Annotated in this window: 11 protein-coding genes and 1 tRNA gene; 9 read left to right on the plus strand and 3 right to left on the minus strand. The window is 72.7% G+C overall.

The features are described from left to right. The first annotated feature begins 84 nt into the window (after positions 1–84). The gene (locus H490_RS25290) at positions 85–381 is read left to right on the plus strand and encodes a chorismate mutase (protein ID WP_017884278.1); all 297 of its coding nucleotides are present in this window, start codon (positions 85–87) and stop codon (positions 379–381) included. Positions 382–510: 129 nt separating this feature from the next. Further along, positions 511–1,581 (plus strand): Rv2578c family radical SAM protein, encoded by a 1,071-nt coding sequence (locus H490_RS25295; RefSeq protein ID WP_017884279.1) that lies wholly within the window; start codon positions 511–513, stop codon positions 1,579–1,581. A gap of 105 nt (positions 1,582–1,686) precedes the next feature. Here H490_RS25295 and H490_RS25300 read toward each other — a convergent pair whose 3' ends face one another. Further along, positions 1,687–2,709, minus strand: a complete 1,023-nt coding sequence (locus H490_RS25300) for a hypothetical protein (protein WP_017884280.1) — start codon at positions 2,707–2,709, stop codon at positions 1,687–1,689. Further along, the gene (locus H490_RS25305) at positions 2,709–3,077 is read right to left on the minus strand and encodes an RNA-binding S4 domain-containing protein (protein ID WP_017884281.1); all 369 of its coding nucleotides are present in this window, start codon (positions 3,075–3,077) and stop codon (positions 2,709–2,711) included. Before H490_RS25305 ends, H490_RS25300 begins: the two co-directional genes overlap by 1 nt. Positions 3,078–3,134: 57 nt before the next feature. Between H490_RS25305 and H490_RS25310 the strand changes: the two genes are divergently transcribed. From H490_RS25310 to H490_RS25335, 7 genes are all read left to right on the plus strand, one after another. Then, positions 3,135–3,767, plus strand: coding sequence for a YigZ family protein (locus H490_RS25310; RefSeq protein ID WP_017884282.1), 633 nt, complete (start codon positions 3,135–3,137; stop codon positions 3,765–3,767). Positions 3,768–4,156: 389 nt separating this feature from the next. Further along, the gene (locus H490_RS25315; protein ID WP_031290074.1) at positions 4,157–5,323 is read left to right on the plus strand and encodes a DNA polymerase III subunit delta'; all 1,167 of its coding nucleotides are present in this window, start codon (positions 4,157–4,159) and stop codon (positions 5,321–5,323) included. Next, entirely contained in the window at positions 5,320–6,888 is a 1,569-nt protein-coding gene (locus tag H490_RS25320) for an alpha/beta hydrolase (protein WP_017884284.1), read from the plus strand. The genes H490_RS25315 and H490_RS25320 overlap by 4 nt, the downstream gene beginning before the upstream one ends. 143 nt (positions 6,889–7,031) lie before the next feature. Then, positions 7,032–7,103 (plus strand) — tRNA-Thr (locus H490_RS25325). Between the two features lie 77 nt (positions 7,104–7,180). Then, positions 7,181–8,278, plus strand: coding sequence for an acyltransferase family protein (locus tag H490_RS25330; protein ID WP_017884285.1), 1,098 nt, complete (start codon positions 7,181–7,183; stop codon positions 8,276–8,278). A gap of 102 nt (positions 8,279–8,380) precedes the next feature. After that, positions 8,381–10,108, plus strand: a complete 1,728-nt coding sequence (locus H490_RS31730) for a polysaccharide deacetylase family protein (protein WP_017884286.1) — start codon at positions 8,381–8,383, stop codon at positions 10,106–10,108. Then, complete coding sequence (locus H490_RS25335) at positions 10,105–10,923, plus strand: hypothetical protein (protein WP_031290077.1); 819 nt, start codon at positions 10,105–10,107, stop codon at positions 10,921–10,923. The genes H490_RS31730 and H490_RS25335 overlap by 4 nt, the downstream gene beginning before the upstream one ends. Before the next feature lie 347 nt (positions 10,924–11,270). Here the strand turns inward: H490_RS25335 and H490_RS25340 are convergent, their stop codons facing one another. Beyond that, positions 11,271–13,283 carry an ABC transporter ATP-binding protein gene (locus H490_RS25340; protein ID WP_017884288.1) on the minus strand — a complete coding sequence of 671 codons (2,013 nt, stop codon included), beginning with the start codon at positions 13,281–13,283 and terminating at the stop codon, positions 11,271–11,273. Positions 13,284–13,290 lie beyond the last annotated feature (7 nt).

Consider the following 13,290-nt stretch of genomic DNA (forward strand, 5'->3'; position numbering starts at 1 on the left):
TGCGGCTCCTCCCCTCGGGGTCGAGGCCCCGCCTCCCCGGCAGCAAGCAGCCGCACCACGCGGAACGACGATTTGGAGCAACCCATGAGCGATCCGACCCCGCAGGAGCGCCTGGCCGCGCTGCGCTCGAGCATCGACAACATCGATGCGGCGCTCGTGCACATGCTCGCCGAGCGCTTCCGCTGCACCCAGGAGGTGGGCCGCCTGAAGGCCGACCACGACATGCCGCCGTCGGATCCGAGTCGCGAGGCCCGGCAGATCGAGCGCCTGCGCTCCCTCGCCGAAGACGCCCACCTCGATCCCGAGTTCGCCGAGAAGTGGTTCAACTTCGTGGTGGCCGAGGTGATCCGGCACCACCAGCACATCGCCTCCGAGCGCTGACTCCGGCCTGCGGCGCCGGGCGTCGCGGGCTCCGGGGAAGCGCACGGAGCGATGCGCCGAGGGTTTCCCTGCGAGCCGCGCGCGCAATCGAGTCTTGCGATTCATTCGAACATATGTTCGAATGAATCCATGAGATGGAGCGGGCAGCGGGTCGATGCAACGTCGGAGACGGCGCTGCCCGGGCTCGGTCTCGGCGAGGTCGCCGCGGTGCCGGGGCACCTGCGCACAGTGCGCTCCCCCGAGTTCGCCGGGCTCGTCTTCCACGAGGTGATCGCGAAGAGCGCGCTCAACCGGGTGCCCGCCTCGTCTTCGATGCCGTTCTCATGGACCATCAACCCCTACCGCGGCTGCTCCCACGCCTGCGTCTACTGCTTCGCCAGGGGCTCCCACCGATACCTCGACCTCGACACCGGCCGCGACTTCGACTCGCAGATCGTGGTGAAGGTCAACATCGCCGAGGTGCTCGGCCGTGAGCTGGGCAAACCCGGCTGGCAGGGCGAGCACGTCGCGCTCGGCACCAACACCGACCCGTACCAGCGGGCCGAGGGCCGCTACCGGCTCATGCCCGGCATCATCGACGCCCTCGCCCGCAGCGGCACGCCGATGTCGATCCTCACCAAGGGCACGCTGCTGCGCCGCGATCTGCCGCAACTCGTCGAGGCCGCGCAGCGCGCTCCCGTCGCGCTGTCGATGTCGATCGCCGTCGCCGATCCCGATCTGCAGCGCTCGATCGAGCCCGGCGTGCCCAGCGCGCGGGCGCGGCTCGACACCATCGCCGCCGCCCGAGACGCGGGCTTCGAGCCCGACGTCTTCGTGATGCCGGTGCTGCCGCACCTCACCGACTCGACCGCTCAGCTCGGCGCCCTGCTGCGAGACATCCGCGCCGCCGGCGCCCGCTCGGTCATGTACGGCCCCCTCCACCTGCGCTCGCACGTGAAGCCCTGGTTCTTCGCCTGGCTCGAGCGCGAACACCCCGAGCTCGTGCCCGCCTACCGCTCTCTCTACCCGGGCAGCGCCAGCAGCGCCCCGCAGGCGTACCGCATGGAGCTGGCGGCGCGCATCCGCCCCATCATCAGACGCCTCGGCCTCGAGTGGGCCGCGCCCCGCGACCCTGCCCACCCGCGCCGCGGCGCCGCCGCCCGGCCGATGCCCCTCGACGCGCTCGCCACCCCCGGCGCGCCCGCGCCCACCCTCTTCTGAGGCGCGACCCGAGCGGCTCCACGTACGAGGCTCGGGGCGGGCCGGCCGACGGCACCTCGATCAGCGCGGACTGCGGGGCTGCGGACCGCGGTCGGCACGCAGGGCTCAGGCCGCCGACCGCACTCCCGCTTCGCCCGCGGCCGACGCCGCGCGCGCCTCCGCGATCGCCTCCAGCACCCGCAGCCGCAGCACGTTCCCGCGCTCGGCGAAGCCGCGCTGTCGGCGCGCATACTCCCGCTTCCCGTCGGCCGCCTCGATCGGGATCGGCACGAGCGGCGCCCCCGACGCTCCGACGAAACCGGTCACATCGTAGGGCGACGCCTGCATGTCGACCTCGCGGATGTCGCGCGCCAGCTCGAAGGCGTCGAGCAGCACCTCTCCAGGCACGATCGGGCCGAGCTTCGCCGCCCACTTGTAGACGTCCATGCCCGCGTGCAGGCAGCCGGGCTGCTCGAGCTCGGGCTGCGTCTCGCGAGTGGGCTGCACCGCATTGAGCGGCGCGGCCTCGGCGGTGAAGAAGCGGAACGCGTCGAAGTGGGTGCACCCGATCAGGTGGCTCTCGACCACGAGGTCGGTGGCCGCGTGCCCGATCCGCAACGGCAGCGCCGTGTGCCGCAGCTGTTCGGGGGTCATGCGGTAGACCATCGCCCACTCGTGCAGGCCGAAGCAGCCGAAGCGCGGCGCGCGGTCGAGCGTCTGCCGCAGCAGCGTCTCGACGTAGTCGACCGTGCCGCCGCGCTTCGCGAAGAACGCGGCGGCGTCGACGATGGCGTCGTCACCGTGCCCGTCATCGGCGACCGGGGGCGCGCCTGCCGAGCTGCGCGTCCCTCCCGCCGGTCGTGCGCCCGCCGGTCGTGCGCCCGCCGCCGTGCGCGTGCCGTTCGAGCGGCCGACGACTGCGTAGTACTTCCAGGAGGCGCGATCCCGAGCCCCGCCTTCGAGCACCGCCGCGGCGCCCGGATGCCACCGCCGCAGCTCGCCCGGCTTCACCGAGTAGTAGGTCCAGAGGAAATCCTCGACCGGGTGCCGCTCCCCGCGCTGCTTGCGTGCTCGGTGCGCCGCGGTGAGCGCGTCGGCGCGCAGCTGATGGGCGGCCTCGCGCGCCCGCCACTCGTCGTGCCGCAGCATCAGCGCTCCATGCCGCGCAGACGGTCGAGCTCGCGCCGCTCCCGCTTCGTGGGGCGTCCCGCGCCGCGATCCCGCAGCACCGGGGCCGGGCGCTCCACTCGCGGCGGGGCCGGCGGAGTCAGGTCCTCGAAGTAGCGGGCCGCGTCGGCGGCGCTTCCCCGTCGCGAGGCGAGCCCCGTCACGCGGTAGACACGATCGAAGCCGTGCAACCGCACCCGAACCTCGTCGCCCACCCGCACCGGCTGCGCGGCCTTCGCCGGCTGGTCGTTCACGCGCACGTGCCCGGCCCGGCACGCCGCCGTGGCCTGGCTGCGGGTCTTCGCGAGCCGCACGGCCCATACCCAGCTGTCGAGTCGCACCGAATCCATGCAGATCAGGGTACCCGTCCTCGCTTCGCGCTCTCCGCGATCGGGCAGGATGGGATCATGAGCGCCGAGTACGAGACCATCGCCGCGCCGGTCGACGCCGAGCTCGAGATATCGCGATCCCGGTTCCTGACGAGGCTCGAGCGGGTCGAGACCGAAGAGCAGGCGCGCGAGACGATCGCCCGGGTGCGCGGGGAGCACCCGCGGGCGCGGCACCACTGCTCGGCGTTCGTGCTCGGCCCCGACGGCCGTGTGCAGCGCTCCAACGACGACGGCGAGCCGAGCGGCACCGCCGGGGCGCCGATGCTCGACGCGCTCGTCTCGGCGGGCCTCAGCGACGTCGTCGCCGTGGTCACGCGCTACTTCGGGGGAGTGCTGCTCGGCGCGGGCGGCCTCACCCGCGCCTACCGCGCGGCGGTGGCCGAGGCCGTGCTGCGCGCCGAGCGCCTGCGCCGCGGGTTGCGCAGGGAGGTGCTGGTCACGACCGGGTACGAGCCGGCGCCGCAGATCGAGGCCGAGGCGCGGCGCCGGGGCTACGGGATCGGCGCCGCCGACTACAGCGATCGGGTGGCGCAGCGCTACCTCGTCGCGGAGGCGGAGGTCGCGGAGGTCGCGGCGCTCGCCGCCGAGATCAGCGCCGGATCGGCGGTGGTGGTGCCGGGTGATGCGGCCTACGTCGATCTGCCCGGGTAGGGATGAAACGGCGGGGCTGCGAGGTCGCGAGAGCGGGGGTGCGGGAGCGGGACGCCTCGACTGCCCTGCCTGGGCGCCTCGTGCCCCTCAGAAGGGCATCGAGGGGCACGAGGAAGCCCCCGACGGCCTGGGGGACAGGGCCGGGGGCTCAACCCCTCCCGTTGGATTTATGGACACCGGCGGGAGAGGCTAGCGTCTTCCCGGGGGGAACTGGGTTGAGCGCCAGTATTGATACTAAACGCGTAGTTTTCGCACAGGAGCGAGAAGCATCGAACTTCACCCGACCTTTCACCCGTTGCCGGGTGAAGCGGGAGTAAAGGGTGAAAAGCGTGCTCGAGCCCCATCCCGCCCCGCAGTTCCTTGTCGGCGGCGCGCGATACCCTGTGGGGGTGAACTTCTGGGCAGAGATCGTCGGCCAGCCTGAGGCTGTGCGCACCTTGCAGCAGGCCGCCGATCCCGCGGCCCCGGCGCCCCCCGCGCACGCGTGGCTCATCACCGGTCCGCCCGGATCCGGGCGCTCCAACCTCGCCTTCCGCTTCGCCGCCGCCCTCATCGCGCGCACCGAGGCCGACCGGCAGGCGGTCTTCGAGCAGGTGAGTGCGCGCACGCACCCCGACCTCGGGGTGCTCACCACCCAGAAGCTGCTCATCGACATCAAGGCGGCGCGCGAGATCGTCACCACGGCGCACTACGCACCCGCCGAGGGCCGCTTCCGGGTGATCGTCATCGAAGACGCCGATCGTATGCCCGAGCGCACCTCCAACGTGCTGCTGAAGGCGCTCGAGGAGCCTCCCGAGCGCACGATCTGGGTGCTCTGCGCCCCCAGCGAGGCCGACCTGCTCCCCACCATCCGCTCACGCACGCGCTCGCTGCGCCTCGTCACCCCGAGCCCCGACGACATCGCGCGGCTGCTGCACGAGCGCGACGGCATCGACGCCGGCGCCGCCGAGCGCGCCGCCCGCCTCGCCCAGAGCCACATCGGCATGGCCAGGCGGCTCGCGAGCGATCCCGAGTCGCTGGCGCGTCGCGACCGCTCCATCGAGGTGGCGCTCTCGATCGAGACGCTGGGCGACGCGATGCGCGCCGCCGCCTCCCTCGTGAAAGTGGCCGAGGCCGACGCCGCGGCCCTCACCGAACAGCTCGACGCCCGCGAGCGCGACGAGGCGCTGCGCAGCCTCGGCCTCGCGCCCGGCGCCGCGATCCCGCCCCAGATGCGCGCGCAGGTGCGAGCGCTCGAAGAGGATCAGAAGCGCCGCGCGACCCGCAGCCTGCGCGACGGCATCGACCGCATCCTCACCGACCTGCTCTCGCTCTACCGCGACGTGCTGCTCGTGGCGCTCGGCGCCGCGCCCGAGCTCGTCAACCGCGAGCAGGGCGCGCGCATCGAGGGCCTCGCCGAGCGGTGGTCGCCCGCGCGCGCGCTCGCAATGGTGACCGCGGTCGAGACCGCGCGCGAGCGGCTCTCGCGCGGCATCACGCCGGGGCTCGTGCTCGAGGCCCTGTTCGCGGCGATCGTGACGCCCGCGACGGCCGGGGCGCCGGGAGTCCGCCGATGAGCGCCGCGGGGGCGACCCGCCGCCGAGCCGGGCTGCGAGCGCCGGGCGCGGCGATCCTCGCGGCCTCCCTGATGCTGCTCACGGCCTGCACGCCGATCCTCTCGCTGCTCCGCGGCGACGAATCGCGCGGCTACGAACTGCCCGAGCGCCCCACGGGGGGCCTCGAGGGCTTCGCCGCGCAGCAGCCCGTCTGGGCGTCGTGCGGGGACGGCATGGAGTGCGCCGACGTGTACGCGCCGCTCGACTGGGGCGATCCCGCGGGCGAGACCATCACACTGCGCCTCGTGAAGCACCTTGCCACCGGCGGCGAACGCATCGGCACGCTCTTCGTGAACCCGGGCGGCCCCGGCGCTTCCGGCGCCGACTACGTCGCCGAGAACATCGACTCGGTCATCCCGGCCGACGTGCAGCGCGCCTACGACGTGGTCGGATGGGATCCGCGCGGCGTGGGCGAGTCGACGCAGGTGCGCTGCCTCGATCCCGCGGGCATGGACGACTACCTGTTCGGGCTCGGCGAAGAGGCGGGTCTCGAACGCGGCAGCGACGCCTGGATCGACGCGGCCGTCGAGCAGTCGCGCACATTCGGCGAGGCCTGCGAGCAGCGCACCGGCGACCTCATCGGGCACGTGAGCACCGCAGACACCGTGCGCGACCTCGACATGCTGCGCGCGATCGTCGACGACGACCGACTGCACTACCTGGGCTTCTCGTACGGCACCTACATCGGCGCCCGCTACGCAGACGCCTACCCCGACCGCGTGGGTCGTCTCGTGCTCGACGGCGCCATGGACCCGACGAGCACCCTCCCCGATGTGGTGCGCGAGCAGACCCGCGGCTTCGAGCTCGCCCTGAGGGCCTACCTCGCCGACTGCCTGCAGCGCAACGACTGCCCCTTCAGGGGCAGCGTCGACGAGGCCATGAGCGTCATCGGAGGCCTGCTCGACCGCGTCGACGCGAACCCGCTCACCGGATCCGACGGCCGCACGCTCGCGGCCGGCACCATGCTCACCGCGATCATCACCCCCCTGTACTCGCAGAGCAACTGGGGCTACCTCGACCAGCTCTTCACCACCGTCGACCAGGGCGACGCCGACGTGGCGCTCTCGCTGGCCGACTTCTACTACGACCGCGTCGGCGGTGAGTACGTGAGCAACTCGACCGAGGCATTCTCGGCCATCAACTGCCTCGACTACCCGGGCGGCGAGCTCGACCGCGAGCGCATGCGCGCCGAGGCCGCCGAGCTCGACAAGATCGCACCCACCATCGGCCGCTTCCAGGGCTTCGGCGACGTGTCGTGCGCGGAGTGGCCGGTGCAGGGCGCAGCCGATCGCCAGCCGGTGCGTGCGGCCGGCGCCGAGCCGATCCTCGTCGTCGGCACCACGGGCGATCCCGCGACCCCCTACCGCTGGGCGGAGTCGCTCGCCGACCAGCTCGAGACCGGCGTGCTCGTCACGTACCGCGGAGAGGGGCACACCGCCTACGGGGGGAACGCCTGCATCGACGACGTGGTGAACGCCTACCTGCTGCAGGGCGTGGTGCCCGCGCAGGATCCGCTCTGCTCGTAGCCGCTCCGCGAAGCCCGATGCGCCCGGCCCGGAGACCCCGCGGCCCCGCGCCGGGCGCTCCCCGGGGCGGGCCCGACAGCTCGAATCGGGCCTTCCGATTGTGGTAAAGTAGGCGCTTGTGTGCGGGAGCGATCCTGCGCCAGGCCGCCTTAGCTCAGGGGTAGAGCAGTTCCCTCGTAAAGAACAGGTCGTCGGTTCAAATCCGACAGGCGGCTCCGTATCGACAGCCCCCGCCTCGGCGGGGGCTGTCGCCGTTTTCGGCGGCGGCCGCGGCGGCCCGTAGGCTGGTGGCGTGAACGAACGTGCCGTCGCCGCCGCGCCCGCGGCCTCGAAGCCGCGCATCGCCTACTGGGACAATGCGCGCTTCCTGCTGATCGTGCTGGTGGTGGTCGGCCACGTGGTCTCGACGGTGCGCACCGACTCGGCGTTCGGCTTCGCGCTCTACTCGTTCATCTACCTGTTCCACATGCCCGCGATGATCCTGCTCTCCGGCCTCTTCTCGAAGCCCGAGGTCACTCCGAAGGCGATCGCGTCGACGGTGCAGCTGCTCGTCACCTGGCTGCTGTGGGAGGGCATCTGGGCCGGGATCAGGGCCGTGGCCGAGGGCCGCGGCCCGGGCGCCGGGTTCCTCGTCAACCCGGCCTGGACGCTGTGGTTCCTGGTCTCGCTCGTCACGATGCGCATTCTGCTGCCCTACATCGCGAGGCTTCGCCACCCGCTGCTCTTCTCGATCGCACTCGCACTCGGCTCAGGGCTGATCCCGGCGATCGGTACGGCGTTCTCGGCCTCGCGAACACTGGTGTTCCTGCCGTTCTTTGTCGCGGGCTGGTTGATCCGTGAACGGGGCTGGCTCGACGGCCAGTGGTTCGTGCAGCCCGCCAGGTCGGCCCGCATCTCGGCGTGGGGGCTGCTCGGAGCGCTCGCGGTGCTGTTCGCGCTGCTGCCGCAGCTCAGCCGCGTGTGGCGCATCGACCGCTGGCTCACCTGGCGCGACGACTACCTCGGCGTGTTCGAGCGTGCGCCGATCGGCGACTGGCAGCCGGACACCTGGGGGGCGGCGGCGCTCGGCGGTGCCGCCGTGACCGCTGTGCTCCTGGCGCTCGCCGCCGCCATGACGCTGGCGGTGCTGATCATCGCCCCCAGACGCCGCAGCGTCATCACCGCGTGGGGAGCCCGCACGCTCTACATCTACCTGCTGCACGGCCCGGTGGTGTGGGTGCTCCGCTCCTCGGGGGTGATCGACGCGATCGACGCGTGGGGCGCCGCCGGGGTGCTGCTGCTCGTGATGCTCGGGATCGCGCTCACCGTGCTGCTCTCGATGACGTGGATCACGCGCGTCTTCCGGGCGGTCATCGAACCGCGCGTCGACCGGCTGCTGGTCCGCTCGTAACGAGCGGGCAACCTCGGCGCGCCGTGCTCTCGAAATGTCGGAGGCACGCGGTACGTTCAGACCAGACACCTCGCCGGCGGCGGGTGCACCGAGGAGGAGGCCATGGAGCGGAGCGGGCGGGGTCGGCGCGGCGCGCGTCCTCCGCGCGCCGCGCGGCTCGTCGCTGCGCTGACGGCCGCGGCACTGCTCGCGGGCTGCGCTCAGATCGCCCCCGTCGTCGACTGGCAGCCGCCGGCATGGCCCGATGATTCGGGCGCCCGCCTCGTGCTGGCCGAGGGGGCTGCCCAGGGTGAAGGCGGTGGCGATGGCGGCGGTGCGGAGGGCGGTGCTGCGGGCGAAGGCGGTTCCGAGGCCGGCGCCGATGCGGGGGCCGACAGCGGGGCAGGAGGCAGCGCCGAGGGCGTCGGCGTGGGCTCCGTCGCCGAGGGGGCGACCGCCACGAGCGGCCAGGAACTCGGTTTCGTCGAGCGTCGACTGCGCAACGACCGTGCCCGACTGCAGGCGCGGTACGTCGAGATCCCCGGCTGGCACCGCTTCAATGTGCGCATGTCGGAGCTGCTGAGCACCGCGGTCGCCTCGACGGGCACGGTGATCAAACCCGAAGTGTTCCCGGTCTCAGCAGGGCTGTCCCACGGGGGATGCGTGCCGGGCTCGGCGAGCTGGCCGGCCGCCAGCGTGCTGGCCGAACCCGAGACCGGACCGCTCGACGGCACGGGAGCCGGCACCTCGTTCGTCTGCGACATCACGGCGGCGTTCGGCGACTTCGTGGGGGTGACGGCGAGAACGGTCATCGGCGGACCCGAGAGCATCACGAGCGACTCGGCGGTCACCCTCTACGTCGAACTCTCGACGGGGGCGGTGCACGAGTCGGGCGAGCTGTGGAGCACCGAGGCGGCGGAGCAGCTCTGGCTGCGCGCGGTCGAACTGCTGCGACGACAGGCCGGCGGTCTGAGCGCGGCGCCGGTGAGTGCGCCGACCGACGAGCAGGTGGTGTTGGCGCGCGGCGCGCTCGACGCGGCGCGCTTCACCGAGAGCGGCGCTCGCTTCACCCTGCCCGCCGGCATCGCCGGGTCCGAGCTCGAGGGTCTCGGCATCGAGGCCACCACCGCTCCCGTCGTCGTCGAGATCGGCGCCGAGGAGCACTCGGCCTGGATGAGCGAGCTCGGGTCGACGATGCAGGCCCAGCGGGGCTCGCCGTTCGCGGGCCTGCCGGAGTGGAGGGCCGACCAGCCGGTCGACTGCGGGCTGCTCGCCTGCGTCGCGGTGACCTACGACGACGGGCCCTCCATCCACACCGCGAAGCTGCTCGACACGCTGCGCACCGAGCAGTCGACCGCCACCTTCTTCATGGTGGGCAGCTCGGTGAACGCGCTCCCCGACGTGGCGCGGCGAGTCGCCGCCGAGGGCCACGGCATCGGCAGCCACACCATGACCCACGCCGATCTCACCACGCTGACCCCCGAGAAAGCGCGCAAGGAGGTGGTCGACGTCGAGGCGCTGCTGACGAAGCTGACCGGCCGCGCGGTCGGCATCTACCGCCCGCCCTACGGTGCGGTCGACGACAAGGTGCTCGCCGCGGTGGGGCAGCCCGCGATCCTCTGGTCGATCGACACGCTCGACTGGAAGAAGCCGGGCCGCGAAGAGCTCGCGCGTCGCTCCGTGGGCGTCGCGACCCCGGGCGACATCATCCTCTTCCACGACCTGCACGCCGAGACCGTCGAGAACGCCGACGTAGTGCTGCGCGGGCTGCGCGATCGAGGCTTCACGCTCGTGACGGTCGAGCAGCTGTTCGGCGGCAGCGTGCCCGCAGGGCGGGTGACACGACGATGAGCCGCAGGGGCGAGCGGAAGCGCGCGGCGCAGGCACGCGTGGTGGTCGAGCAGGCGGGGCGGCCGGCGGGCGAGGGCTCGCGGCGGTCGGTGCGCACCCGCAGGTGGGTGACCGCCGTGGTGCTCACCGTGCTGCTGCTCGCAGTGGCCGCCGCGGCCTACGCGGTCACCCTTGCGCCCGAGCACTATGCGAAGCTGCGGGCTGCTCCTGCAGACGGTGCGACCGCGGTCGAGGTGGGCACGGGGGCGCAGCTCGTGCCCGAGCGCGACTGGGTCGTGCAGCCGCTCGTGCGCGATCTCGTCGAGTGGCCGCCGCTGCCCTCGCTGAAAGACTGGTCGGTGCTGTTCGATGAGCAGACCGGCGTGCTGCTGCTCTCACCCGATCAGCGGCTGCGGGTCGAGATCGACGTGCTGAGCGGCTCGGCGGAGGGGGCGGCGCTCGCGTGGTTGCGCTCGGAGAGCGGGGCAACGGGGGCGGGCTCAGAACCCTCCCCGGATGCGGGGGAAGCCGAGGGCGCCGAGAGTGCCGGAACGGCGGATCCTGCTGATGATCCCGCCGCGGATCCCGGCCCCGCCGCGGGCGCCGCGGGGACTGGGCTCCCCGGGCGCCCCGACGAAAGCCAGAGCTCCGCCGTTCGCACCGAGACGCTGGCCTCGGGCCTCGACGTGCAGCACATCGACGCCGGGGACCTGATCGTCGCCGTGATCGACACGGGTTCCCAGCGCGTCACGCTGCGAGCCGATGCGGGCGAGCACTCGATCGATCGCTACCGGCCGGCGCTGTCGGCTCTGCTGGAGACGATCTCGGCGCACTGACCGGTCGCGTCGGGAGACGGGGCGTCGGCTCGGCCGAGTCTGTCGGCCGACTCCGACGCCCTACGCTGCGCTCAGCGCTTCACCCCGGCCCCGGCCGGCCCCTCCTCCTCCTCCCGGCCTCCCCGTTCCGGCACCGATTGATGCTCCGGCACCTCGACTCAGGGATTCGGGGTGCCGGAGCATCGATCGGTGCCGCTGCGTGCACGCGAAGCGCCGGAACCGGCACGCCGGCCGAGGTCTTCACCTCGGCTCGTGCATCCACGACCGCGCGGGCGATCGAGGCCCCGGCGATCGAGGCCCCGGCAAACGAGAGGGGAACGAGAGGCGATCGAGGGGCGAACGGCGGCCTAGCCGTCGTCGGACACGAGCAGCTGGTGCTTCGCGAGCTCGCGGTAGAGGGGCGTCGTCTCGAGCAGTTCGGCGTGGGTGCCCTCGCCGACGACGCGGCCCTCGTCGAGCACGATGATCTTGTCGGAGTCGACGACCGTGGAGAGGCGGTGCGCGATCACCAGCAGGGTGCGGCCCGTCGCCACCGAGTCGAGCGCGTCGCGCATCAGCCGCTCGTTCACGCCGTCGAGGCTGGCGGTCGACTCGTCGAGCAACAGGATCGGGGGCGCCGTGAGCAGCGCTCGGGCGATCGCGAGCCGCTGCTTCTCGCCGCCCGACAGCATGATGCCGTTCTCGCCGACCTGCTGATCGAGGGCGCGGGCGAGCTGCGCGTCGGAGAGGGCGGTGCCGGTCACGTCGACAGCGGCGTCGGGGGAGCGGCCGGCCCCCGCGACCGAGCGATCCAGCAGGCCTCCGAGGTTCACCGCCCGCAGCACGCGCTCGCAGGCGGCGTCGGAGGCCTCGGGAGCGGCGAGGCGCAGGTTGTCGCGCAGACTGCCCGCGAGTACGGGAGCGTCCTGCTCGACGTAGCCCATCTGCGCCCGCACCTCGGAGCGTTCGAGCGTGCGCAGGTCGGCGCCGTACAGGGAGACGGCACCCTGGTCGGGGTCGTAGAAGCGCTCGATGAGCCCCAGCACCGTCGACTTGCCGGCGCCCGAGGGGCCCACGAGCGCGACGCGCGATCCGCGGGGCACCTCGAAACTCACCCCGTGCAGCACGGCGGTCTCGATGATCTCGGCCGGAGCCGCCTCCGCGTCGCGGCGCGCACCGCGACCGCCGCCGCTCACGAGCTCGCGGGCGTCGGCCCGGTCGGGGGCGGCGGAACGGTAGGTGAAGTGCACGTCGGAGAAGCGGATCGCGGCAGCGTAGTCGAGCCTGGAGGCCTCGAGAGGCACGGTGCGGCCGAGCGGCGAGAGCTGCGCATCGTGCTCCGACTCCGTGGGCAGTTCGGAGATCTCCTGGATGCGGCCGAGCGCGCCCAGCGCCTGGTTGACCGCCGCGATCGCCCCGAACGCCTGTCCCAGGGGCATCACCATGAGGAACAGGAAGATGATGAACGTCACGAGCTGGGCGATCGTGATGGCGCCCGTCGCCACGCGGTACCCGCCGAGTCCGAGCACCACGAGGAACGAGAGCTGCATCGCGAGGAAGGAGACCGGCACGATGAACGCCGAGATCTTCGCGACCTTGACGCCCAGCACGTAGGCCTCCTCGGCGTCGCGCTCGGTGAGGCGCTGCTCCCGCTCTGCGGCGCCCGCGGCGCGGATGGTGCGGATCGAGGAGATGGTGCGATCCACCTGGGCGGCGAGATCGCCCACCTTCTCCTGCGCCTTCGCGACGGCGGGGCGGATGCGGCTCGACACGAGCACCACCACCACGAGTGCGACGAGCACCACACCGAAGGTGATCCCGAACAGCATCGGATCGATGACGAGCATGCCGATGAGCGCGCCGACGAAGACCAGCATGCCGCTGATCGCCTCGACGAGCCCCTGCGTGAGCACCGCCCGCAGCAGCGTGGTGTCGCTGCCGACGCGCGACACGAGGTCGCCGGTGCGACGGCGGTCGAACTGCGAGATCGGCAGATGCAGGATCTTCGCGATGAGCCGACGGCGGCTCGTGAGCACCACCCCTTCGCCCATGCGCTGCAACACGTAGTGCTGCAGGCCGCTCAGCAGCGCGCCCACGATCACGATCGCGGTGAGGGCCGCGAGCAGCCCGCCGAGCGCCTGGCCGCCCTCGACGCGGGTGATCACCTGGCCGAGCAGCGGCGGCTGCACCAGCGAGGCGACCGCCGCCACGAGGCCGAGCACGATCGCGAGTGCGAGCGGGCCGCGCTGCTCGAAGAGGTACGGGATCAGCTGCCGCAGCGAGGCCCGGGGGCCGCGGGGGGCGGGGCGGGGTGCGCGCCCGCGCTGCCGGGACGTCGCGGCGTCGGTTGCGGTCTCGTCGGATGTGCCAGCCACGGCCACCACTCTA

It is taken from the genome of Leucobacter sp. UCD-THU (genome assembly GCF_000349545.1).
Lineage (GTDB): Bacteria > Actinomycetota > Actinomycetes > Actinomycetales > Microbacteriaceae > Leucobacter > Leucobacter muris.